The 23,179-nt window shown below is 70.3% G+C and carries 23 protein-coding genes; 12 read left to right on the top strand and 11 right to left on the bottom strand.

All coding sequences use genetic code 11. From position 1 onward, the window contains the following. Window positions 1-68: 68 nt before the first annotated feature. Both MRBLMX7_RS13860 and MRBLMX7_RS13855 read left to right on the top strand, forming a co-directional pair. Window positions 69-548, top strand: a complete 480-nt coding sequence (locus MRBLMX7_RS13860) for a hypothetical protein (protein WP_363369325.1) — start codon at window positions 69-71, stop codon at window positions 546-548. Further along, window positions 545-1,528, top strand: a complete 984-nt coding sequence (locus tag MRBLMX7_RS13855) for a cation diffusion facilitator family transporter (RefSeq protein WP_363369323.1) — start codon at window positions 545-547, stop codon at window positions 1,526-1,528. Before MRBLMX7_RS13860 ends, MRBLMX7_RS13855 begins: the two co-directional genes overlap by 4 nt. A gap of 270 nt (window positions 1,529-1,798) precedes the next feature. On the opposite strand, the gene MRBLMX7_RS13850 is transcribed toward MRBLMX7_RS13855, so the two are convergent. Beyond that, the gene (locus tag MRBLMX7_RS13850) at window positions 1,799-2,002 is read right to left on the bottom strand and encodes a hypothetical protein (protein WP_363369321.1); all 204 of its coding nucleotides are present in this window, start codon (window positions 2,000-2,002) and stop codon (window positions 1,799-1,801) included. A gap of 185 nt (window positions 2,003-2,187) precedes the next feature. Between MRBLMX7_RS13850 and MRBLMX7_RS13845 the strand changes: the two genes are divergently transcribed. Continuing rightward, entirely contained in the window at window positions 2,188-2,625 is a 438-nt protein-coding gene (locus tag MRBLMX7_RS13845) for an SRPBCC family protein (RefSeq protein ID WP_363369319.1), read from the top strand. Between the two features lie 36 nt (window positions 2,626-2,661). Here MRBLMX7_RS13845 and MRBLMX7_RS13840 read toward each other — a convergent pair whose 3' ends face one another. Beyond that, complete coding sequence (locus tag MRBLMX7_RS13840) at window positions 2,662-3,846, bottom strand: zinc-dependent alcohol dehydrogenase (protein ID WP_363369318.1); 1,185 nt, start codon at window positions 3,844-3,846, stop codon at window positions 2,662-2,664. 646 nt (window positions 3,847-4,492) lie between these two features. Between MRBLMX7_RS13840 and MRBLMX7_RS13835 the strand changes: the two genes are divergently transcribed. From MRBLMX7_RS13835 to MRBLMX7_RS13825, 3 genes are all read left to right on the top strand, one after another. Then, the gene (locus MRBLMX7_RS13835; RefSeq protein ID WP_363369316.1) at window positions 4,493-6,064 is read left to right on the top strand and encodes an HNH endonuclease signature motif containing protein; all 1,572 of its coding nucleotides are present in this window, start codon (window positions 4,493-4,495) and stop codon (window positions 6,062-6,064) included. 380 nt (window positions 6,065-6,444) lie between these two features. Then, entirely contained in the window at window positions 6,445-7,602 is a 1,158-nt protein-coding gene (locus MRBLMX7_RS13830) for a calcium:proton antiporter (protein ID WP_363370942.1), read from the top strand. A gap of 141 nt (window positions 7,603-7,743) precedes the next feature. Beyond that, entirely contained in the window at window positions 7,744-9,228 is a 1,485-nt protein-coding gene (locus tag MRBLMX7_RS13825; RefSeq protein ID WP_363369315.1) for a hypothetical protein, read from the top strand. A 101-nt stretch (window positions 9,229-9,329) separates the two neighbouring features. Here MRBLMX7_RS13825 and MRBLMX7_RS13820 read toward each other — a convergent pair whose 3' ends face one another. Genes MRBLMX7_RS13820 through MRBLMX7_RS13805 form a run of 4 tightly spaced genes read right to left on the bottom strand, consistent with a single transcriptional unit; the run spans window position 9,330 to window position 13,450 of the window. Further along, window positions 9,330-10,394 (bottom strand): ABC transporter ATP-binding protein, encoded by a 1,065-nt coding sequence (locus MRBLMX7_RS13820; protein WP_363369314.1) that lies wholly within the window; start codon window positions 10,392-10,394, stop codon window positions 9,330-9,332. Further along, the gene (locus MRBLMX7_RS13815) at window positions 10,391-11,323 is read right to left on the bottom strand and encodes an ABC transporter permease (RefSeq protein ID WP_363369313.1); all 933 of its coding nucleotides are present in this window, start codon (window positions 11,321-11,323) and stop codon (window positions 10,391-10,393) included. Before MRBLMX7_RS13815 ends, MRBLMX7_RS13820 begins: the two co-directional genes overlap by 4 nt. A 4-nt stretch (window positions 11,324-11,327) precedes the next feature. Further along, window positions 11,328-12,203 carry an ABC transporter permease gene (locus MRBLMX7_RS13810; RefSeq protein WP_363369312.1) on the bottom strand — a complete coding sequence of 292 codons (876 nt, stop codon included), beginning with the start codon at window positions 12,201-12,203 and terminating at the stop codon, window positions 11,328-11,330. Next, complete coding sequence (locus tag MRBLMX7_RS13805; RefSeq protein ID WP_363369311.1) at window positions 12,200-13,450, bottom strand: ABC transporter substrate-binding protein; 1,251 nt, start codon at window positions 13,448-13,450, stop codon at window positions 12,200-12,202. The genes MRBLMX7_RS13810 and MRBLMX7_RS13805 overlap by 4 nt, the downstream gene beginning before the upstream one ends. A gap of 67 nt (window positions 13,451-13,517) precedes the next feature. Between MRBLMX7_RS13805 and MRBLMX7_RS13800 the strand changes: the two genes are divergently transcribed. After that, window positions 13,518-14,234 carry a TVP38/TMEM64 family protein gene (locus MRBLMX7_RS13800; protein ID WP_363369309.1) on the top strand — a complete coding sequence of 239 codons (717 nt, stop codon included), beginning with the start codon at window positions 13,518-13,520 and terminating at the stop codon, window positions 14,232-14,234. Next, window positions 14,227-14,886, top strand: a complete 660-nt coding sequence (locus MRBLMX7_RS13795) for a CDP-alcohol phosphatidyltransferase family protein (RefSeq protein WP_363369307.1) — start codon at window positions 14,227-14,229, stop codon at window positions 14,884-14,886. Before MRBLMX7_RS13800 ends, MRBLMX7_RS13795 begins: the two co-directional genes overlap by 8 nt. Before the next feature lie 45 nt (window positions 14,887-14,931). On the opposite strand, the gene MRBLMX7_RS13790 is transcribed toward MRBLMX7_RS13795, so the two are convergent. After that, window positions 14,932-16,419 carry a dihydrolipoyl dehydrogenase family protein gene (locus MRBLMX7_RS13790; protein WP_363369305.1) on the bottom strand — a complete coding sequence of 496 codons (1,488 nt, stop codon included), beginning with the start codon at window positions 16,417-16,419 and terminating at the stop codon, window positions 14,932-14,934. A gap of 37 nt (window positions 16,420-16,456) precedes the next feature. Here MRBLMX7_RS13790 and MRBLMX7_RS13785 point away from each other — a divergent pair, with 37 nt between their 5' ends. Continuing rightward, window positions 16,457-17,167, top strand: coding sequence for a class I SAM-dependent methyltransferase (locus MRBLMX7_RS13785; protein WP_363369304.1), 711 nt, complete (start codon window positions 16,457-16,459; stop codon window positions 17,165-17,167). Here the strand turns inward: MRBLMX7_RS13785 and MRBLMX7_RS13780 are convergent. Genes MRBLMX7_RS13780 through MRBLMX7_RS13765 form a run of 4 tightly spaced genes read right to left on the bottom strand, consistent with a single transcriptional unit; the run spans window position 17,131 to window position 21,006 of the window. Next, window positions 17,131-18,219, bottom strand: coding sequence for an alkene reductase (locus MRBLMX7_RS13780; protein WP_363369303.1), 1,089 nt, complete (start codon window positions 18,217-18,219; stop codon window positions 17,131-17,133). The genes MRBLMX7_RS13785 and MRBLMX7_RS13780 overlap by 37 nt on opposite strands. A gap of 38 nt (window positions 18,220-18,257) precedes the next feature. Next, window positions 18,258-18,740, bottom strand: coding sequence for a MarR family winged helix-turn-helix transcriptional regulator (locus MRBLMX7_RS13775; protein ID WP_363369301.1), 483 nt, complete (start codon window positions 18,738-18,740; stop codon window positions 18,258-18,260). Between the two features lie 42 nt (window positions 18,741-18,782). After that, entirely contained in the window at window positions 18,783-19,274 is a 492-nt protein-coding gene (locus tag MRBLMX7_RS13770; RefSeq protein ID WP_363369299.1) for a MarR family winged helix-turn-helix transcriptional regulator, read from the bottom strand. Window position 19,275: 1 nt separating this feature from the next. Further along, entirely contained in the window at window positions 19,276-21,006 is a 1,731-nt protein-coding gene (locus MRBLMX7_RS13765; RefSeq protein ID WP_363369297.1) for a DHA2 family efflux MFS transporter permease subunit, read from the bottom strand. A 105-nt stretch (window positions 21,007-21,111) separates the two neighbouring features. On the opposite strand from MRBLMX7_RS13765, the gene MRBLMX7_RS13760 reads away from it, so the two are divergent. The 3 genes from MRBLMX7_RS13760 to MRBLMX7_RS13750 all read left to right on the top strand — a co-directional run bounded on the left by MRBLMX7_RS13760 (window position 21,112) and on the right by MRBLMX7_RS13750 (window position 23,161). After that, window positions 21,112-21,504 carry an ester cyclase gene (locus tag MRBLMX7_RS13760; protein WP_363369295.1) on the top strand — a complete coding sequence of 131 codons (393 nt, stop codon included), beginning with the start codon at window positions 21,112-21,114 and terminating at the stop codon, window positions 21,502-21,504. A gap of 109 nt (window positions 21,505-21,613) precedes the next feature. Beyond that, window positions 21,614-22,276, top strand: a complete 663-nt coding sequence (locus tag MRBLMX7_RS13755) for a GntR family transcriptional regulator (protein ID WP_235556727.1) — start codon at window positions 21,614-21,616, stop codon at window positions 22,274-22,276. A 147-nt stretch (window positions 22,277-22,423) separates the two neighbouring features. Then, window positions 22,424-23,161 (top strand): MBL fold metallo-hydrolase, encoded by a 738-nt coding sequence (locus MRBLMX7_RS13750; RefSeq protein WP_363369292.1) that lies wholly within the window; start codon window positions 22,424-22,426, stop codon window positions 23,159-23,161. Window positions 23,162-23,179: the final 18 nt, after the last annotated feature.

Raw genomic sequence — 23,179 nt, 5'->3', positions numbered from 1 at the left:
GCTAGCGTTCGCCGAGGTGCGCGTCAACAGCATTGCGACGTGTGCTCGCCCCGCCGGACCATCGCGTCATGAGAACGATGCGATCCGTGGCGGTCGCCGGGACGGCGCTCGCATTCGCGCTCGGGCTGTCCGGCTGCGGCCTCACCGTACCCGCGGACCCCGACGGCACGCTCGAGAGCGTCACGCACGGCGAGCTGCGCGTGGGCTGGTCCGCCGATCCCGGACTCATCTCCGGCGGGACGTCGGACGAGCCGACCGGCAGTCTGCCCACCCTGGTCGAAGGCTTCGCGGACGACCTCGACGCCGACGTCGAATGGACCGAGGCCTCGGAGGAGACGCTCGTCGGGATGCTGGAACGCGGCGACCTCGACCTCGTGGTCGGCGGGATGACCGATCAGACCCTCTGGGTCGACCGGGCGGGCGTCACCCGCGGCTACCCCGGGATCGACGGGGCGGACGGACGATCGATCGTCCTTCTCGTGCCCCTGGGCGAGAACGCGTTCCTCGGCGCGCTCGAGCGGCACCTCGACGACGAGGTCGGATCGTGAGCCGCATCGGCCGCATCGGCCGCACCGAGCTGCCGGAGGAGCAGCAGACCGCTCTGCGCAAGGCGGTCCGCTGGGAGTGGTTCACGATCGTCTACACCGCCGTGACGATCGCCGTGATCGCGCTCGTCGTCGGCAACTCCCAGGCCATGCGGACGGCGTGGATCGAGGACATGCTCTCGCTCGTCCCGCAGATCGCCTTCCTCACGGCGCTGATCTTCGTACGTCGTCGACCGACCGTGAAGCATCCCTACGGTCTGCATCGTGCCATGGGCGTCGGACATCTCGTCGCCGGCGTCGCGCTGCTCGCCGTGGGCCTCAACCTCGCCCGCGAAGCCGTCGTCGGACTCGTCACGGCCGAGCATCCGACGATCGGGACGGTCGTGCTGTTCGGCCAGACGGTGTGGCTCGGGTGGCTCATGGTCGCCGTCATGGCGGTCGTGATCGTGGGCCCGGTGTTCTTCTACGGACCGGCGAAGTCGAAGCTCGCGCCCGTGCTGCACAACAAGCTGCTGTACGCCGACGCCGACATGGCGAAGGCGGACTGGCAGACGACGGTCGCGTCGATCGTCGGCGTGCTGGGAGTGGGCATCGGCCTGTGGTGGCTCGACGGCGCAGCCGCGCTCTTCATCTCCCTCGGCATCATCTGGGACGGGGTGAAGAACACCAAGACCGCCGTGATCGATCTCATGGACCAGCGTGCGCGCACATTCGACAGCAGCGAGCCGCATCCGCTGGCCGGCGACATCCTGTCGACCATGCGCTCGCGCCCGTGGGTCAAGGAGGCGTCGGTGAGGATGCGGGATCAGGGGCAGGTGTTCCACATCGAGGCGTTCGTGGTGCCGCGCCGGGGACGCGTGTCGCTCGACGAGATCACGGACCTCGAGGAGCGCATCACGGATCTCGACTGGAAGGTGCAGGAGATCGTGATCGTGCCCACCGAGTCGCTGCCCGAGGGGACCGACACGTCGGGCCGCGACTGAATCCGGCCGCGGGATCCGATGCCGGGTGCGGTGCCAGCCGGGATCGGATGCGGAGTGCGATGCCGGGCGGATGCCGGACCGGGATCGGATGCGGGGTGCAATGTCGGACGCGAGCGACGCCCACCGCACGCGGAAGGGGAATCCGAGCGGCGGGCGCCGTGGGCCGACCGCGAGGGAGCGGTCGGCAGTCTCTGCGCCGTTCAGGCGAGGCCGGTCAGGCGAGGTCGTTCAGGCCAGGTCGTTCAGACGGGGCCGGTCAGACGGACCCTGTCAGGCGAGGTCGTTCAGGTCGATCCTGTCGTCGTCCTCGTCCTGGCCGCGGCGGTGGTCGGGGTGGCCGTGACCGGCCTCGCCCTCGTCGTTCGCGACGCCGGCGGCATCAGGATCGTTCGCGACCGGGTCGTCCGACGTCTGTCGCGGGACGAGCTCCTCGGGGATCATCGGCGTCTCGTCGGCGGAACCGGTGTCCGACATGCGTGCTCCTCTCGTCGGTGGGTGGGTGGGTGTACAGCATCCCTCCGATCGGGCCCGCGCGAGTCCCCCTTGACACGCGCGCTTCGTGTGGCAGCCAGGTTGCTGACGATCCTCGCCCCGCACGTCAACCCCCTGGGTGCGACCGGCATCCCGGACGAGCATGCGAGAGACGAAGGGAGCCCGTCATGGCGAAGAACGTCCGCATCATGAACTGTCTTCCGGACGATGTGTTCCGGGTGCTGGGCGACGCCTGGCTGTACCCGGCCTGGGTGGTCGGCGCGTCGCGCATGCGCGACGTCGACGAGGCCTGGCCGCAGCGCGGCGCGGAACTGCACCACTCGGTGGGCGTCTGGCCGTTCCTGCTCGACGACACCACCGTGGTCGAGGACTGGTCGCCGCCGAACCGCATGGTGATGCGGGCGCGCGGCTGGCCCATCGGAGAGGCCCGCGTCACGCTGCGCGTGCGCTCCTACGGGCACCGGTGCATGGTGCGCATCGACGAAAAGCCTGTGTCAGGCCCGGGTGCGTTGCTGCCGGGGTTGGTCACGACCCCGTTGCTGCGCTGGCGCAACGGCGAGACCCTGCACCGGCTGGCGTACCTCGCGGAGGGTCGCGCCGAGTGACGCGCCCCTCCGCGCAGCCGTGGACCCGGTCTGCGGTCACACCGCGGAGGGATGCAGCACGACCTTGATGCAGCCGTCCTCCTTGCGCTGGAAGGTCTCGTAGAGTCCCGGCGCCTCCTCGAGCGGGGCGTCGTGGGTCACCAGATCCATGACGCCGAGCGGATCGGAGAGGTCCTCGACGAGCGGCATGAGGTCGTCGATCCACCGCTTCACGTTGCACTGGCCCATCCGCAGACTGAGCTGCTTGTCGAACATGGTCTTCATGGGCATGAGGTCGGCGTCGCCCGCGTACACGCCGCTCAACGACACCGTGCCGCCGCGCCGGGCGACGTCGATCGACGCGTGCAGGGCCGCGAGACGGTCGATCCCGGCCTTGTCCATGAGCTGACGGGCGAGCGGGTCCGGCAGCATCCCCACCGCGCGCTGCACCACTCCCACCCCGGGATTGCCGTGCGCCTCCATGCCGACCGCGTCGACCACGGCATCCGCTCCCCGACCTTCGGTGAGGTCGCGCAGTTCCGCGACGACATCATCCGTCAGGTCGAAGGCCTCCACGCCGTGGCGGGCCGCCATCTCGCGGCGTTCCACGACGGGATCGACGGCGAGCACGCGGTATCCGCGGTGCACGCCGATGCGCGCCGCGAACTGTCCGACCGGTCCGAGCCCCATGACGGCGAGCGTCCCGCCATCGGGGACGTTCGCGTACTCGACGCCCTGCCAGGCCGTCGGCAGGATGTCGCTGAGGAACAGGTAGCGCTCATCCGGCAGGTCGGAGGCGACCGTGATGTGGTTGTAGTCCGCGAGCGGCACGCGGAGATACTCCGCCTGGCCACCGGGGACCTGACCGTAGAGCTTCGTGTAGCCGAACAGCGTCGCGCCGCTGCCGTACTCGCGCACCTGCGTCGTCTCGCACTGCGACTGCAGCCCCTGTCGGCAGAAGAAGCACTCACCGCACGAGATCGTGAACGGGATGACCACGCGATCCCCGACCGCGAGGGTCGTGACCGCATCGCCCACCTCGACCACGACGCCCATCGGCTCGTGCCCGAGGATGTCGCCGCGGTCGAGGAACGGTCCGAGCAGCTCGTACAGATGGAGGTCGGATCCGCAGATCGCCGACGACGTGATCCTCACGATCGCATCCGTCGGTCGCTGGATCACCGGGTCGGGGACCTCCTCTACCGTCACGGTGCGGGTTCCCTGCCAGGTCAGTGCCTTCATGATGCGTTCCTCCTCGTGCGTCGTGATTCTCGTGTCTCGTGTCTCGTGTCTCGTGCGAAGGGGCCAGCCTCCGCGGGGATCGGACGTCGCGACAGTGGGTTGACAGAGCGGATGCCGTGGGCGAGACGCGCGACGGATGCCGGTGCCGGCCTGTGCACGCCCGCCCTGTCGTGTGCGCGTCCGCGCCGTACGCCCGGACGCACACGCCGCGCCCGCTGGGGCCGTATATCCCCGCACCCGCACCTGCACGCGCACCTGCACCTGCACCCGAATCTGCACTGGCGCCGCATCTGCACCCGCGTCCGGACCCGCACCCACACCCACACCCACACCCACACCCACACCCACACCCACACCCACACCCACACCCACACCCACACCCACACCCACACCCACACCCACACCCACACCCACCATCGCGCCGGCCCGCATCTGCACCCGCACCCACAGCCATCCGCACCCGCACCCGAGCACACCATCGCGCCGGCCCGCATGCGCACTCTCCCGCACGCCCGGACCTGCTCCTCCGTCGCCGAATTCGCGATATGCCGCGATCTCGCCACCGAGTTCCGGAATATCTTCTGAACTGGGCAAAAAGTGCGGCCGTGCGGCTCTGAATGTCGGTGGCCCCGAGTTGAATCGGGATATGACATCGCACCTCAGCCGCCTGCTCGATCAGGTCGTCTCCGACCTCGATCGGGTGCTGGCCGACGACGCGCTCGCCGGGCTTGCTCCCAGCGAGCGCATCGAGGTGCTGGCGGCAGCGGGAGCCGTGTTCCGCCGCGCAGAGGCGGTCATCGTCGAGACCGTCGCATCGGGTGACAGCGAGTTCCCGCATTCTGCGGGGTGCCGCACCGAGAACGAGCTGCTGCGACGCGCTCTGTTGATCGACACGGCGGGCGCGACGCGCGTCAGCAAGGCGGTCGATGCGTGCCGTCGCGACATCAGCATCGTTTCGGGCGAGCGGCTGCCGGCGCGATGGCCCGCCTTGCGGGACGCGCTGCTGAGCGGCGCAGTAGGCGTAGCGGGACTGCTCGCCGCGACAGCGCCTATCGAGGAAGTGTCGTACCGGATCGGCCTCGATGAGCGGCTCGACGCCGATGACTGCCTCGCCGAGGCGGCGCGTGGCGTGCGCGACGACGAGTCCGGCGCTGACGACGACGAGTCCGGTGCCGACGACGACTCCCCCGGCGAATCGCTCCGCGACGCATCGCGGGGTCCGGCGCCCATGCCCGAAGACCTTCGCCTTCTCGCCGAGATAATCGCCACACTGCTCGACCCCGACGGCGATGAGCCCCGCGACGACGCTGTGCGCCGCCGAGGCATCACGATCGGACGCATGCGCGACGGGCTGCGGTCGATCTCGGGCGCACTGACCCCCGAGGTCGCGGCCCAGCTCGAGCTCGTCCTCGACGCCCAGAACAATCCCAAGGGCGATGGTCCTCCACCACCGGGAGTGCGGTTCCTGCCCGCTGCCGGCGGTGAGAGTCCGGACGACGCCGACGACGAAAGCGGACATACCGACGCCGACGCAGTCCCTGAGACTGCGACCTCGGGACGAGATCCCTTCAATGACGACCCGCGACGGGTGATCGACGACCGCACTGCGGCGCAGAAGCGGCACGATGCTCTCGCTGCCGCCATCGGCATCGCCGCACGGCACCACGACATGCCCTCTCTCGGCGGGGCGGCCCCGACTCTCGTCGTGACAGTAGACGTCGCCGATCTCTCATCCGGGACCGGGCGAGCGAGCGTCACCGGCGCGCAGAATCAGGTTCCAGTGAGCATCGCCGCACAGATCGGCTGCACAGGCACGATCCAGCGGGTGACCATGGATGGCGGACGCATCATCGGCATCAGCTCCACCGATCGGGTGTTCACCGCACACCAGCGTCGGGCCATCATCGCCCGCGACAGGGAGTGCCTGATACCGGGATGCCACGTTCCAGCGTCCTGGTGCGAGATCCATCACGTCACAGAGCACGCCCGCGGCGGACCCACCCACACCGACAACGGCGTGCCGCTGTGCTGGTGGCATCATCGGAGCCTGGGTTCCTCGGGCTGGGAGATCAGGATGGACCAGGGCGTCCCGGAGATCCGCGGTCCGGCCTGGTGGGATCCGACAGGACGATGGCGCGCGCCTCGGCTCAGCGCGCCGATGACGTCTCCGCAACCACGTGCCACGAGACAACCCGCCGTGCTCGCCAGGGCTGGATGAGATCGGCGGGCCGATCCGTACCCCGACGCGCCACGGCGCGTCATGACCCGTCCCGATCCGTTCCGACCTGTCCCGATCCGTTCCGACCTGTCCCGATCCGTTCCGACCTGTCCCGATCCGTTCCGACCTGTCCCGATCCGTTCCGACCCGTTCAACCCGTTCCGACCTGCACAGCCGATGTTCCGGTTCGTCGCCTATCCTGGACCCAGTGATGTGAGAGTCGGTGCACCAGCACCGCGCGACGCTCGGGACGACCCGGACGTCATCTTCAGTCGGGGACGGCCCCACTTCGAAGGAGCGCGACCATGTCACCCACCGCCGATCACAACTCGCCCGAGGCCCGCACAGGCACCACATCCAGCGATCACCGCAACGGCGTCATGCGCCTCATCCGCCCCGCCGACACCGCGCGCATCGCGCTCGGCTGGGGCGCCTTCGGGGCCCTGCTGTTGGCGCACCCGCTGCTCGAGGCCCCCGCTCCGACACCGGCGCTCGTGATCGGACTCATCGCGATCATCGCCGTGATCCTCGTGTGCGCGTTCGGCGTCGTGAAACAGGCCGAAGCCTTAGCCCACCGACTCGGCGACCCCTACGGATCGCTCGTCCTCACGCTGTCGATCGTGCTCATCGAGGTGATCCTCATCTCGGCCGTCATGCTCGGACCCGGCGAGCACCAGACCATCGCCCGCGACTCCGTCATGGCCGTCGCGATGATCATCATGAACCTCGTGATCGGACTCGCACTGCTCCTCGGCGGCCTCCGCCACCGCGGACTGGAGCACAACCGCACCGGCACGTCGATGTACCTCGCGATGCTCGTGCTGCTCGTCACGCTGGCCTTCGGCCTCCCGGCTCTCATCGGCGACGGCGGCTCGTACACGCTCGCGCAGGAGATCCCCGTCGTGATCCTCACTCTCGGGATCTACGCGTTCTTCCTCGCCCGGCAGATGAGCGCGCAGGCCGAGGACTTCACCGAGGTGGCCACGATCCCGACAGCACGCGCGACCCCGGCACCACAGGCGATCCCGGCAGCGGAAGCGCACACCCCCGCGTCGATCGGAATCCGCGAGACCCTCGCCCTCCACCGCACCGAGGTGCTCGTGCGCCTCGCGCTGCTCGTCGTGACGGTGCTGCCGATCGTGCTCCTGTCGCACGACATGGCGGCGCTGCTCGACGACGGACTCGGACGCCTCGGCGCCCCACCGGCGCTGGCCGGCGTGCTCATCGCCGCGATCGTGTTCCTCCCGGAATCGATCACCGCCGTGCGCGCGGCGCTCGCGGGCGAAGCCCAGCGCGTGAACAACCTGTGTCACGGAGCCCTCGTGTCGACCGTCGGCCTCACGATCCCCGCCGTGCTGGTTATCGGGATGCTGACCGGGCAGACCGTGATCCTCGCCGAGTCACCCGCGAACCTGCTGATGCTCGGCGTGACACTGCTGCTGTCGGTCGCGACGTTCAGCGCGAAGCGCGTGACGGCCACCCACGGGGCCACCCACCTCGTGCTGTTCGCCGCCTACGCGATCGTGCTCTTCAGCTGATATCAGCGCCGCCTCTCGCCAAGGACCGACTCGCGGAGCAGGATAGGACGACGGGACCAATCCGACGGGACCAATCCGACGGGACCGTGGCACCGAACAACCCGGGGCCGGCTGCGCGAGCGGTCGGCCGGAAAGGGCACCATGGGACTGGCAACGACGCTCAAGCAATGGGAACTCGACACGAGGCCCATCCACCCCGAGACCAAGCGGGCTCTCGCCCTGCGCTGGGCGGAACTGCCCGAGCACGCGAAGACCCCGAACCAGCTGCTCGGCCGGTGCGCGGTCGGATGCGAGGGGACCCACGGCGTCTTCCCCAAATGCAACCTCACCTGCTCGCCCTGCTACCACTCCGCCGATGCGAACAAGGTGAGGATCGACGGCGATCACACGGTCGACAACGTCGCCTCCCAGATGTCATACCTCCGGCAGGTGCGCGGCCCGCGCGCCCACGCCCAGCTGATCGGCGGCGAGGTCAGCCTCCTCCCCGCCGAAGACCACGCCCAGGCGCTCCTCGCCATGCGCGACGCCGGGCGCGAACCGATGTCGATGACGCACGGCGACTTCGAGTACGACTACCTGCTGGACCTCGTGCTCGACGCCGAGGGCAAGCCCCGCTTCGACAAGGTCTCGTTCGCCGCCCACTTCGACTCCCTCATGCGAGGTCGCCGCGGCGCGGTGCGACCCCGGAGCGAAGCCGAGCTGAACCCCTTCCGCGAGAAGTTCGCGCAGATGTTCATCGACCTCAAGCGCGATCATGGCGTCGGCAGCTACCTCGCACACAACATGACGGTCACGCCGTCGAACGTCGACGAGGTCGAACAGGTCACTCGGGACGTGCTCGACATGCCGTTCGACATGATGTCCTTCCAGCCCGCCGCGTTCATCGGCGATGACCGCCGCTGGCGGGAGGACTTCGGCGAGGTCACGATCGACGCGGTCTGGGAGCGCATCGAACGCGGCGCCGGTCAGAAGCTGCCGTGGCAGGCGACGCAGTTCGGCGACCCTCGGTGCAACCGCTCCACGGTGGGAGTGCGCGTGGGCGGCAGCTTCGCACCGCTTCTCGACCCCGACGATCCCCAGGACATCGCCGCGCGCGACCGCTTCCTCGCGCACTTCGGCGGCATGATCTTCGGTGGCATCCCGACGTCGACGCTCATCGTGAAGGTCATCAGGGCCATCGCCGCGCACCCCGGCGACATCCCGCCGCTGATCGGACTCGGCCGTCGGGTCGTCCGTCGCGCGGGCGGACTCCGCCGTCTCGTCCGCGAGGCGCGGAAGGGCAGAGTGTCGTTCAAGACCTTCGTGATCCACAACTTCATGGATGCCGAGCAGGTGGCCCCCGCCTGGGAGATGATGCAGAACGGCGTGGTCGCCGACGACCCGCTGCTCAAGGAGACGCAGGAGCGCCTCGGCGCGTGCATGTACGCGATGTCCCACCCCGAGGACGGACGTCTCGTCCCCGCCTGCGTGCAGCATTCGGTGCTCGACCCGATCGAGAACGTCGAACTGCGGCGCCTCCTTCCCCTCCCGTCGCTGCGTGACGGCGCCGAGCCGCAGGTCGTGTCACGGCCGGCCGGTCTCACCGCGGTGCGGACGACCGGCGCGGCGCAGCCCGCGGCGAGCTGACGGCCAGGTCTGCACCCCGCAGGTCTGCACCCCGCACGTCTGCACCCCGCACGACGGTGTATTTCGCGGCCGAGCCGTTCGCGACAGGGAGTTGCGCGGCGTCACTCCGAGACGACGTGGACCGCGCGCACGGGGATCATGACCGACACCCGCTCTCCGATGCGGCGCGAGCGTGTCGGCGCATCCTCCGCGTGCAGCAGCGCGTCTCCGCACCTCACCACCACCTCGGAGCGGGGTCCCGTGACCCGCACCGTCTCGACCACGCCCTCCAGCACGAGTGCCTCGGAGCCGACGGCTTCCGCTGCACGGCCGGGCTGGTAGTCCTGCACGGCGACGTCTTCCTGCCGCACGACCAGCACACCGGGTCCGTCGGCGGCACCGGGCACCGGCACCGCCCCGAGAACACTCCGGTGGACCGCGTCGCGCACCTCACCCGGTACGGCGTTACGGCCTCCCATCAACGTCGAGGCGCGAAGGCTCCGCGGCCGGCGATAGGCGCCGTGGACGTCGCTCTCGTGCAGCAGGACGCCGTCCTCGATCAGAGCGATCCGGTCGGAAGCCCGCGCCGCCTCATCGCGATCGTGCGTGACGAGCACGATCGTCGGCGCCACCTGCGCCCGCACCGCATCCAGCAGGTCGTGCATGTCGCTCCGCAGCGCCGGATCGAGGGCGCTGAACGGCTCGTCGAGCAGGAGGACCGCGGGCTGTGCGGCGAGCGCCCGCGCGATCGCCACGCGCTGCTCCTGTCCGCCCGACAGCTCGTCGATACCGCGATCACCGAAACCGCCCAATCGCACCATGTCGAGATACTCCTCGGCACGGTCTCGCGCTCGTGCTCTGCCGCCCCCTCGGATCGTGTCGGAGAAGGCGACGTTGTCGCGCACCGACAGGTGCGGGAAGAGCAGCGACCGCTGGAAGACCATACCGACGCCGCGCCGCTCGGCATCCACTGCGTCCACGTCCCGCCCGTCGATCCGCACGTGACCGGCATCCGCGCGCTCGAGCCCCGCGACCACCCGCAGCAGGGTGCTCTTACCCGAACCGCTCGGCCCGAGGACGGCCGTGCACGTCCCCGCGGCGACGGTCAGGGAGAAGTCACGCAGCGCGGGCGTCGGCGACCCGGGAAAGTGCTTGTCGAGATGGCCGACCTCGAGATCGGCGCTCATGAGGGGGATCCTGACCGTGGGAGGAGGGCGGGCTCGGGTGCCGGAGCGGGATCGGATGCCGGAGCGGGATCGGATCTCGCGCGGCCGGGCGCAGGACGGCGGCGTCGTGCTGCGCGGCGATCGGATGCCGTGCGGCGTCCGCCGAAGGCCAGCACCGCGAGCAGCAGCGCGATCGGAGGGACGACCGAAGCGAGCGACATCACGGCGACGGCAGCGTCGTTGCCCAGTCCGGACGCCGCTCCCGCGACGACGAGCGGCAGACTGACGAGCGCGCCACCGCCGACGATGACCGTGACGATGTAGTCGCTCCAGGCCACCAGGAACGCGAGGAATGCCGCACGCGCGAGCGCCGGAGCCAGCATGGGCAGCTGCACCCGACGCAGCACCTGCAGGCGGGACGCACCGAGCAGACGGGCCTCCTCCTCGTACGACCGGTTATACGCACCGTACGCCGCGCGCATCACGAAAGCGGTGTACGGCAGTGCGAACACGACGAGCACCAGCACGACGCCGACGAGCGGCGGGACGTAGGCGCGCAGCAGCACGACGTTCACCCCGAGCACCGCGGCGAAGGGCGGGAGTGCGATCGGCGCCAGCAGAAGCGCCGACACGACACGCGGGAACGGCACGGCGCCGAACGTCAGAGCACGCGCGGCGAGGGCCCCCAGCGGCGTCGCTATCGCCGCGACCACCACGCCGAGCAGCACCGAGCGTCCGAAGGCAGGCAGTATGCCGAAGCCGATCGCATCCGAGACGCCCCGCACGCCCCAGGCGGTGGGGAGCGGCGACGGGAAGGACCACGCGTCGGCGAACGCCCACAGGGCCAGCGGCAGGAGCGGGATCGCGAACCACAGCACGAGCGCGGCCGTCGCGACCAGCCGGAGCACCCGGCTGAGGGTGCGCGGAGTCGCGAGGACGGGAGAGGTCACGTCGTCACCTCCACACCGCTGTGCGGCGCAGGGCTGCGAAGGCGAGCCCGACGACGGCGAGGGCGATCACGCTGGTCACGAGGGCGACGGCCGCGGCCTCCGGACGCGAGTCCAGAGCGACTCCCTGGAACAGCCGCACCGCGAGAACCGGAAGCGGCTCGGGGTACGCGCGGCCGAGCAGCCACGACACCTCGTACGATCCCAGCGCGTAGACGAAGCTGACGGTCGCGCAGATCACGATCGTCGGCGCGGTCAAGGGAAGCAGCACGTGGCGGAACCGCTTCCACCGCCCGGCGCCGAGCAGAGCGGCGGTCTCGTCGTAGGTCGCGATGCGAGTGGCGAGCGTGCCCGTGACCACGAGGGCGACGAACGCGGACTCCTTCCACGCGAACTCCACGATCACCGCTCCCCACAGCGGGCCGCCGACCCACGCCGGCCACGCCTCCGGCGCGATCCCGAGCAGTCGCGGCAACACCCCCGCATCCGACAGCAGCAGCCCGACGGTGGCGGCGCCGATCAGATGCGGAACCGTGATCACCGTGGCGCCGAGTCCCGCGAGGAGACGCCTGCCGGTCTTGCTCGCGGCGATCACGACCGCGGCACCGGTGCCGATCACGACCGCGATGACCGTCGCGGTCGTGGCGATCGCGAGCGACACGGAGATCGCCGCGACCAGGTCGTCGGAATGCGCCGTGAACGCGCCCACTCCCGGCGAGACGGGGCCGGCCACGGGCATGAGACCGAGAGCCTGCAGCGCGGTCGCGCCCAGCCCACCGCCCACGACGAACGCCGCGGCGGCGACGGCGGGGAGGACGAGGAGCGCACTGCGCATCCGCTCGCGGCGCGTCCCGCCCCGTCGCGTGACCGGTGCGAAGCTCATCGAGCGAGGACGCTCTTCCGCCAGCCCTCGTCGAGTGCCGGCACCCACTCCGCGGCCAGCTCGCCGTGCGCGTTCTCGGACAGCACCTCGTACCCCGGCACGACCGGCGAAGCGGGCAGGGCGTCGAACAGCGCACGGTCGTCTGCGCCGAGGGCGTCGATATCGAGCACGGTGAACTGCCCCCAGACGTCGGGCTTGGCCTTCTCGACCTGCTGCTCGACCGAGAGCGCGACGTCGGCGACGACCATCGCGCCGGCGATCGCGTCGGAGTTCGCCGGCAGGCCCAGGAAGCTCGCGTTGCCCACGGTTCCGTCCTCGAGCGGGAGGACGGTGGTCCCGGGCGGATATGTCCCGTCGGCGACGAGTCCGGTGAGGGTGGCCGGACCATAAGTCATGGTCATGTCGATCTGGCGGTCGGCGAACAGCTGACCGAGTTCCGCCTCGTCAGCCGGATACGTGTCCCCGCCGCGCCAGAGGCTCGGGGCCAGGTCTGCGAGGCGCTCGTACAGGGCGGGGGTCAGTTCGTCGTAAGCGTCGTCGGAGAACTGCGCGGGAACCTCGTCCGCTCCGCCCGACACGCTCGCGAGGACCTCACGCAGGAACACCGAGCCCGTGAAGTCCGGCGGTGCCGGGTAGGTGAATCGGCCGGGGTTCGCCTCAGCCCACTCCAGCACGCCCTCGACGGTCGTCGGCGGGTCGGGGATCGCCTCGGCGTTGTACGCCAACGTGAACTGGGCCTTGTGCCACGGCGCCTCGCACCCGTCGACCGGGGTGCCGAAGTCGGACTGCAGGAGCGGATCGTCGGGATCCGTCGCGGCCATCGACGGCAGCAGGCCGGTCCAGTCGCACAGCCAGGCGTCGGCCTCCTTGCCGGTGCGGAAGTTGTCGCCGTTGACCCAGATGAGGTCGACCGTGCCATCGTCGCGTCCCGCCTGCATCTCGGTGAACACTCGGTTCAGGGCGTCGACCGTGTCTGTGACGGGCACCCGCTCCAGGGTCACCCCGTACTCGGCGACCGCGGGAGCCAGCACGTCGTCGACGTAGGCGTTGCCCTGATCGTCGCCGCCGTACATCCAGAGCTGCACGGTCTGCCCCTTCGCATCCGCGAGCACGGCATCCCAATCGTCATAGCCGGCGGTGGCCTCCCCGCCCGAGGGGGCTGCGCATGCGGCGAGCGCCGCGAGCGGCAGCGCGATGCCGGCGAGTGCGGCGACCGCTCGACGGTGACGACGTCCGGTGCTGATCATGGGTTCCTCGTTTCGGGATGGGCCGGGCGCATCGCGGGATTAGGCTATAGGAGGTCGGAGGGATGCCGTGGACGCTGACGACGAGCGAGATCGAGTCGCCCCTCGGGGTCGCCGTCGGGCGGCGATCCGTCTCGGCATCCTCCTCCTGTTCGTCGCCGTCGCCGGAACGGTTGGGTTCCTCCTCACACCGAGCGATGTCGGGGTCGTACGGGACTGGGCGGAGGGCCTCGGGATCGGCGGTGCCGCGCTGTTCGTGCTCGCCTACGCGGCGATCACGCTCACCCCGGTGCCGAAGAACATCCTCACGATCGCCGCGGGTGTGGTCTGGGGCTTCTGGCCCGCGCTCGCCATGGTCTACGTGGGTGCACTCCTCGGCTCCGCCGCCTCCTTCGTGATCGGCAGGATGCTGGGGCGCGAGGCGGTCGAGAAGCTCACCGGTGCGCGCGTGGCACGGGTGGACGCCGTCCTCGCCGACCGCGGCTTCCTTGCGGTGCTGGGCGCACGCCTCGTGCCGATCATCCCCTTCACGCTCATCAACTACGGCGCGGGACTGACCTCCGTGCGCCCGCGCGATTACGCCGCGGGGACGGCTCTCGGCATCATCCCGGGCTCCGCCGCCTATGTCGCCCTCGGCGCGTTCGGTGTCGAGCTCGGACCGGGGTTCTGGGTGGCGATCGCAGGGCTGGGGGCGCTGGTGCTCGGCGGAGTGATCGCCGCAGCAGTGCTCCGACGGCGACAGGCAGAGCACCACGGCGGCGCATCGCGGGAGGACCCCCGTGCTTGATCGTTCCGTGCGCGCGGCGCTGAGTCGCCCCCTCGACGCGATCACCGCTGCGATCGACCGGCCCGGCGTCACCCCGGACCGGATCACGATGCTGGGGCTGGTGCTCGGGGTCGCGTCAGCCGTGGCCGCGGCGCTGCACCTCTGGTGGGTGGCGCTGGTGCTGTGGCTCGTGTCCCGGATCGCCGACGGCCTCGACGGCACCCTTGCACGCCGGCGACGTGCTCTCGCCGGCCCCGGTGCCGATGCGGGCGGCCCCGGTGACGATGCGCGCGGGTCGGAGGCCGGCGGCTTCCTCGACATCACGGCCGACTTCGTGGTCTACGGCGCGACCGTGATGGGTGTCGCGATCGGGGCGACGTCGGAGTTCGACGCACCCTGGTGGCCGTTCCTGGCCGTGCTCTTCGCCTACTACGTCAACGGCACGGCCTTCCTCGCGTTCTCCTCGATCGCGGAGCGCACCGGACGCACGATCGACGACGGACGCTCGCTGTCGTTCCTCGGACGGATCGCCGAGGGCACCGAGACGATCGTCGTGCATTCCGTGTGGCTGATCCTGCCGTTCTGGTCATGGCAGATCGCGATCGGGTGGTGCGTGTTCGTGTCCGTGAGCGCGGTGCAGCGGATCGTCGTGGGGTACCGCAGCCTGCGCTGATCAGGCGGGCAGGCATCCGCTCAGGCAACGGATGCCGCGGATGCGTCAGCCGCGCCGACGGCGGATGACGCGCAGCAGCCGGATCGCGAGACCCACCGCGCCGCCCGACAGCGAGTTCCGCGTGTCGGCGACGACCGCGTTCCAGCCCGCATCGGAGTACGTCGGATAGGCGTGGATGGTGCCTGCGAGGGCACCGGCCGTCAGGCGCAGCCTCGTCGCCACCGTGAGCTCCGCGAGCGCCTCCCCCGCCCGCGGTCCGACGACCACGGCGCCCCAGACGCGGGATCTCCGGTCGAGCACGATCGCGGTGTACCCCTCGGTCCGGCCGTCGGTGATCGCACGGTCGGCGTCGCGGAGGGGCTGCACGGCGACGCGGAGGCCGCGAGCGGCGGCATCCGCGGGCGCGATTCCGACCGCGGCGACCTCGGGGGCGGTGAAGGTGACGCGGGGCACGGCATCCGCATCGATCGTGCGACGCAGCCCGAGCACCGCGTTCGTGGCGGCGACGCTGCCGTACATCCCCGCGGTGTGGGTGAAGCGGGGCAGCGGGGTCGCGTCGCCGGCCGCCCGGATGCGCGGGTTCGACGTGCGCATCGTACGGTCGACCTCGATCGCGCCGCTGTCGCCCAGACGCACACCCGCGGCGTCGAGACCGAGCCCGGAGGTGTCCACCCGACGCCCAAGCGCCGCGAGGACGCGGTCGAACGCCACCTCGGCGCCGTCGCTCAACAGTGCGACGCCGCCGACGGTCGGTCCCGTCGACGACGCGGCGCCCGCCAATCCCGTGATCGTCGCACCGAGGCGCACGTCGACCCCGTCGGCCCTGAGCGCCTCGAGGACGATCGACGACGCCTGCGGATCCTCCTTCTCGAGAAGACGATCGCCGCGATGCACGAGCGTCACGGCGCTGCCCAGCCTGGCCATGGCCTGCGCGATCTCGCAGCCGATGGCGCCGCCGCCGTGCACGAGCAGCCGCCCGGGCTGCTCGTCGAGGTCCCAGAAGGTCTCGTTCGTCAACACGTCCACGTCGTCCACCCCCGGCACGTCGGGCAGGCGCGGCGAGCTCCCCGTCGCGACGAGGGCGTCGCGGAAGCGGATCGTCCATCCGTCCACGACGACGGCGCGGGGCGACGCGAACCGCGCACGGCCGTGGAGTGAGAACACCCCCGCGCTCGCGAGCGCGTCCGGGCTGTCAACCGGCGCGATCTCGTCGATGGCTCCGCGGACGTGCGACATCACCGCCGCGAAGTCGACGCGCACGGTGGCCGAGACGCCGAGCCGCTCACCCGCGAGTGCCGAGTGTGCCGCGTCGGCCGCCGCGATCAACGCTTTCGACGGAACGCAGCCTGTGTGCAGGCACTCGCCGCCGAAACGGTGCTCTTCCACGATCAGCACGCGCGCACCGAGGTGGGCGGCGGTCTTGGCGCCGACCAGACCGGCGCTCCCTGCGCCGATCACCACGAGATCCCAGACGCGACTCGCCGCCTGCTCGGCGTTCAGGGTGCGGGCCGTTCGTCGCGAGGAGGTGACCATTCCGACAGCCTAGAGTGGACGCGATCGGAGGGCGACGATGGCACGATTCGCGCGGTACACCGCCGGCGCACGCTGGTATGACATCCTGTCGGGCGAACGGTGGGTCTACGCGGCCGGACGCCGTGCCGGGCTCGAGCTGCTGGGCGCGCGCGCCGGTGACATCGTGATCGACCTCGGATGCGGCACCGGTCTGAACTTCTCGGGTCTGGTCTCGGCCGTCGGCCCGGACGGACTGGTGATCGGCGTCGACCGCAGTCCGCAGATGCTCGCGATGGCGGCCCGACGCGTGGAGGAGAGCGGCTGGCAGGATCGGGTCCGCCTTCTGCAGAGGGACGCGACGACGCTGCGCCCCGACGATGTCGCCGCGGTGATCGGCGCCGCGCGCGGGGGCGGGGACCGTGTCGCCGACGCTTTCCTGACGACCTATGCCCTCAGCGTCATCCCGGAGCGGGGAGAGGCGTGGCTGCGCGCGAAGGCCTTGCTCCGTGTCGGAGCCCGCGCCGTCATCGTGGACATGCAGCCGCCCCAGGGCCGATGGCGGTTCCTGTCGCCTCTCGCGCGTCTCGCGTGCGCCGCGGGAGGATCGGACATCACCGCGCGGCCATGGCGCATGCTCGAACACGATGCCGCCGACCCTCCCGGTGTCGAGCGCGCGGAGCGCAAGGGCGGGCACATCGTCGCCGTGAGCGGGGTGCTCGCCGCGCCGTCAGATCAGGCGTCGGCGCGCGCGGCCTCCAACGACGGGTAATCGGTGTACCCCTCGGCGGTGCGACCGTAGAACAGCGCCGGGCGCGGCTCGTTGAGCTCCGCCTCCTCGCGCCAGCGCGCGACCAGGTCGGGGTTGGCGATCACGGGACGCCCCGCGGCGACGGCATCCGCCCACCCGCCGGCGACGAGCTCGTCCGCGGCCTCGAGGGTCGTCGGCACCGAGAAGCCCGTGTTCACGATGAACGGTGCACGGGACGCGCGGCGGATGCCCTGCACGAGGTCGGTCGTCGGATCGGCGCTCAGCACATCGACGAACGCCAGCCCGAGCGGTGCGAGGCCCTCCGCGACCGCGAGATAGGTCGCGAGCGCGTCGGCATCATCCTCTTCGAGAACGCCCTGGATGTTGTGCTGCGGAGACAGGCGGATGCCGGTGCGATCGGCCCCGACCGCCGCGGCGACCGCCCGGCTCACCTCGATCGCGAAGCGCGCGCGGTTGTCCGGCGAGCCTCCATAGGCATCGTCGCGGACGTTCGACACGGGCGACAGGAACTCGTGCACGAGGTACCCGTTCGCACCGTGCACCTCGACCCCATCGAGCCCCGCGGCGATCGCATTCCGCGCCGCCAGCGCGAACTGCTCCACCACCATCGGGATCTCCTCGAGCGTGAGCGCATGCGCGACGGGCATCTGCGCCTTGCCGACGGGGGTGTGCGTCTCGCCGGGGGCGGCGAGCGCGCTCGGTGCGACCACGCGCGGCTCCCCCGAGATCTCCGGGTGCCCGACGCGTCCGCCGTGCATGAGCTGCATCACGATCGTGCCGCCGGCCTCGTGCACGGCGTCCGCGATGCGCCGCCAGCCCTCGATCTGCGCCGGCGTCACGATGCCGGGCTGGCCGGGATACGACTTGCCCTCGGCGGCGGGCCAGGTGCCCTCCGTGATGATGAGTCCCTGCCCCGCACGCTGGCGGTAGTACTCGGCCATGGTCTCGGTGGGCACGCCCTCGTCGTCCGCGCGCGTACGCGTCAGGGGCGCCATCACGACGCGGTTGGAGAGCGGAAGAGCGCCGAAGACGGCCGATTCGAAAAGACTCACGAGAAAGGCAAGCCGGTCGGCACGCGCAGTATTCCCACTCAGGATTCGCCGTCGCTGCCGCGATCCCTGCTGAGGTCGCCGAGCAGAGCGACGAACCGGTCGAGGTCCTCCGCCGACCAGCCGCGCACCCGTTCGCCGAGCCGCGCCTCGTACCGGGACCGGGCGATCGCGATGCGCTCCTGAGCGAGCGGCGTCGCCACGAGCACACGCGCCCGGCGGTCGACCGCATCGGGCACGCTCTCGATGAGCCCGAGCTGCTCGAGCTGGCGCACGTGACGGCTCACGGCCGACTTGTCGGTCTGCAGGCGATCGATGATCGCGCCCGCCGAGGTGGCAGCTCCCGACGCGATCGACGTGAGCACCTGATAGCCGAGTGGTTGAAGGTCGGGGTGCACCGTGATCGCCGCCTCGCGCCATCCCACCCGGATGCGCGCGAACAGGCGTCCGAGTTCGTGCTCGACCCGGTGCACCGCGTCATCGAGGTCGGCGGAATCGTCGGCGGGATCGTCGGCGGCGCTCATGCTCGCCAGCATACGGGGAACCGGGATCTCGGCCGCCGCCCGTCAGACCTCGGACAGCAGCCGGAACACCTTCGACGCGGCGCGGATCTCCTCGGACGACAGCTCCGCCATCACGGTGTGCAGACGCACGCTGTGGTCGCGGCGCAGCTCGGAGAGGGCCTCCCGAGCGGTCGGCGTCGCGCTGAGCACGCGCAGCCGACCGTCCCGCTCGTCCGGCCGGGACTCCAGCAGACCGAGCTCCTCCAGCATCCGCACCTGCCGGCTGATGACCGACTTGTCCATCTCGAACCGCTCCGCGAGCTCGTGCGCGCTGGCCGTACCCGCCCGCTCGATGAACGTGAGCAGCTTGTAGCCGCCCACCTGGAGGTCCGGGGCGATGCGGGCCGCGGACTCCCTCCAGAGCGTCCGGGTCCTCGCGAAGATGAGGTTGAGGTGAGTCTGGAGGTCGCCGATCGCGGTCTCCACATCCGGGGTGGAGTCCGCCTCGGGGGCGGACTCCACCGTGAGGGTCGCCGGAGCGTCCGGGGCGCTCATGTCAGCCCTTCGACTCCCGGTCGTCCTCGCGCTCGAGAACCGTGACGGGCGCGGTGGTGGGTGACGTCGTCGGCGTCGCGGATCCCTCCGCGAGGCCCGAGATCCGGATGACTCCGGTCGAGGCGCCGACCTCGGCCTCGGACACCTCGATGACCGACTCCTCGACCTGGTCGCGCATCTGCTCCGCCGCGTTCTTGGTCGACAGCGGCTTGTTGCGGATGAACGCGATCGCGATGACCGCGATGACCGCGAGCGGGATCGCGATGATGAAGGCGTCCGCGATGCCGTGCCCGTAGGCGCCTTCGACGATCGCGCGGATGCTGTCGGGCAGCTGCCCCACCTTCGGCACGTCGCCCGAGCCGAGGTGCTGGAGGGCGTCGATCTCGTCCTGCGTCGTGGGCGCGAAGCCTTCGAGGCCGTCCTTCACGTAGGTGGCGACGCTCGACGACAGCAGCGACCCCATGATCGTGACGCCGATGGTGCCGGCGATCGTGCGGAAGAAGTTGACGTTCGACGAAGCGGCGCCCAGCTGCTGCGGCGCGGTGTCGTTCTGCACGATGAGCGTGAGGTTCTGCATGACCATGCCGAGGCCCGCGCCGAGCACGAACATGTAGGTCGCGACGAGGCCGAACGGGGTGTCGTAGCGCAGGGTCGCCATGAGCGAGACGCCGACCGCGGTGAGTACCGCTCCGGTCAGCATCCACCCCTTCCACTTGCCGAAGCGGCTCACGAGCTGGCCGATGATGATCGACGCGCCCATCTGCCCGATGATCATCGGGATCGTCATGAGGCCGGACTCGGTCGGCGTGGCGCCGCGCGCGAGCTGGAAGTACTGGGCGAGGAACACCGAGGTCGCGAACATCGAGACGCCGATCGCGATCGAGGCGATGACCGAGAGCGTGAACGTGCGGTTGCGGAAGAGCGACATCGGGACGATGGGCTCCTTGACGAAGAACTCGACCGTGATGAACGCGGCGAGCGCGACGCCCGCGATGACCGCGAGCATGATGCTCGTGGAGGAGTCCCAGTCGAACTGGCTGCCGCCCATGGAGACCCAGATGAGGAGCGTGGAGACGCCGACCGCGAGGAGCACGATGCCGAAGTAGTCGATCGAGACCTTGGTGTCGCGCTGGGGCTTCGGCAGGTGCAGCGTGAACTGCAGCAGCACGAGCGCGAGGATCGCGAACGGCACGCCGACGAAGAAGTTGGAGCGCCAGCCCCACACGTCGGTGAGGAGACCGCCGAGCAGCGGTCCGCCGATCGTGCCGAGGGCCATGATGCCGCCGACGACGCCCATGTACTTGCCGCGCTCGCGCGGGGAGATGATGAGGGCGACCGCGATCATCACGAGGGACATGAGTCCGCCGACGCCGATGCCCTGGATGACGCGGACCGCGATGAGCATGTTCGTGTCGGTGGAGAAGCCGGCGATCACGGTGCCCACCGTGAAGAGGATGAGCGAGATCTGCACGAGGATCTTGCGGTCGACGAGGTCGGCGAGCTTGCCCCAGATGGGAGTGGAGACCGCGGTGGCCAGGAGGCTCGCGGTGATGACCCAGGTGTACTGGGACTGGGTGCCGCCGAGGTCGGCGATGATGACGGGCATCGAGGTCGACACGACGGTGCCGGAGAGCACGGCGACGAACATGCCGACGACGAGGCCCGAGATCGCGGTGAAGACCTCGCGGGCCGAGCGCGTGGTCTCGGTGGAGGTGGATGAGGGGATTGTCACTGTAGGAGAGCTCCGTCTAGAAAGTTGATAAGTGTCAACTATACATCTATTGGTTGCCAAAGTGCAACTATCCCGATGGATCGCCGTCGATGCGAGGATCGAGGGGTGACGGAACCGTGGGAGCTGCGCAGCTGGTTCGAGGACTACCTCGACGCATGCAACCGGCACGACCTCGACGACGTGCGCGAACTGCTCGACCCGCACGTGCGCCGAGCCCACCTCCCCGCGGGAGCCGACGCCTGGATCGACGACCTCGCCGATCTGTTCCATGGGTTCCCGGACTGGCAGTGGCGGCGCATCCAGCTGGTCGTCGAGGACGACCGCATCGCCGCGCACCTGCGCGGCGGCGGCACGCACTCGGGCGTCTACCGCGGCATCGCACCGACCAGGCGGCACGTCAACGTCGCCGAGTTCGGCATGTACCGCGTCACACGCGGTCGGGTGGTGGAGTTCAGCGGCACGGAGCACGACGCCCTGATGCGCGCGATCGAGTCCTGAACACCGGCATCCTGCTCGCAGCGACCCCGCTCGCGACGCCCCACTCCACGGTCACGCCGCCACCATGGGTCAGAATGGGTCGTGGGCCGCGCGCCCGGAGGAGGCAATGGTGGCAGAGAGCGGTGCACGCACGCCCGTCGCGGACCAGATGTACGAGGTCCTGCTCGGACAGTTCATGGACGGCATCCGCGGAGCCGGAGAGCCCCTGAACATCGGAGCCCTCTCCCGCGAGCTGAACGTCAGCCCGACCCCGCTGCGCGAAGCACTGGCCCGCCTCGAGCACACCGGGCTCGTGCACCGCGAGGCGCTGCGCGGCTACCGCGTCGCCCCGATGATGAGCCTCACCGAGGTGCGGCAGCTGCGCGACGCCCGCCTGCTCATCGAACCGCACCTCGCGGCGGAGGCCACCGCCCGCGCGACCGAGGCGTTCGTCACAAGCCTCGAGGAGACCGTGACGGACTTCGAGTCGTCGATCGATCACGCCGATCGCGAGACGGAGGGCTTCCGGATCTACTGGCGATCGGACGACCGCTTCCACCGCCTGATCGCCGCGCACGCCGGCAACCCGTTCCTCGCCACCGCCTACGACACGCTCGCCGGGCAGATCCAGCGCTTCCGACTGTTCTCCAAGCTCGGACGCACCGGAGCGAAGTGGGCAGCTCCCGAGCACCGCGCGATCCTCGACGCGATCCGCGCCCATGACGTGGAGGGCACGCGCGAGCGGATGCGGGAGCACATCGAAGGCGCAGCCGGACGCCTGCTGGATCCCTGAGCCGGAGTGCCCGAGCCGGAGTGCCCGAGCCGGAACACCTGGGGTCCACTCCCTCTGTCTGTGCAATACTATTGTCGATAGTATTGAGTACCGCGAGGGTCGACGACGACAGCTCACCTCCCCCGCGCGAAGGGAGAGAATCGAGCCATGTACACGCTGCACTCGCTCGTCGACGGCTTCCCGGGGAAGTCATCCTCGCACGGGGCGTTCGGATGGAGCAGCCTCTGGCTTCTGCAGGACGAAGAACGCCGGGTGCTCGTCGACGCCGGCCCGCCCGCGTACATCCCCCTGATCCACGCGGGCCTCGCCGAACTCGGACTCACGACCGCCGACATCACCGACGTCCTCGTGACGCACCTGCACTGGGATCACGTCGGGAACTTCACGATGTACCCGAACGCCACCACCTGGGTCGGCGAGGATGAGATGGCCTGGGCGGCGACGCAGCCGCCCGGCACGCCGTTCGTCCCCGACCTGCACGTGCAGGAGCTGCAGCGTCGCACCGAGGGCGTCGAGCGCATGCGCGACGGCCAGGAGGTGCTTCCCGGCATCACCGCGATCGCGAGCCCGGGCCACACGCCCGGACACCTCGCATTCCACGTGGAGGCCGCCGACCGCTCGCACGTCTTCGCCGGGGACGCCGTGAAGAACGTGTTCGAGCTCAATACCCTGCGGGTCGACTCGACCATGGACGCCGACGCCAGCCGCGCGAGCGTCGACCGACTCCGCTCGCTGATCCGCGACACCGACGGACTGCTCATCCCCGGTCACGACGTCGCCCTGGGCCTCGACGGCGCAGAGGCCGTGCGACTCGCCGCGCAGACCGCCCGCATCGGGTTCTTCGCCGACGGGGTGCAGGGCGAGGCCGACCGGAGCATCCGCTGACCCGGACCGCCCGACCGC

The sequence above is a fragment of the Microbacterium sp. LMX7-1.2 genome, assembly GCF_040675935.1.
In the GTDB taxonomy this organism is placed as follows: domain Bacteria; phylum Actinomycetota; class Actinomycetes; order Actinomycetales; family Microbacteriaceae; genus Microbacterium.
The sequence above is the reverse complement of the archived record's forward strand: the minus strand, read 5'-3'. Positions and strand labels throughout refer to the sequence as shown.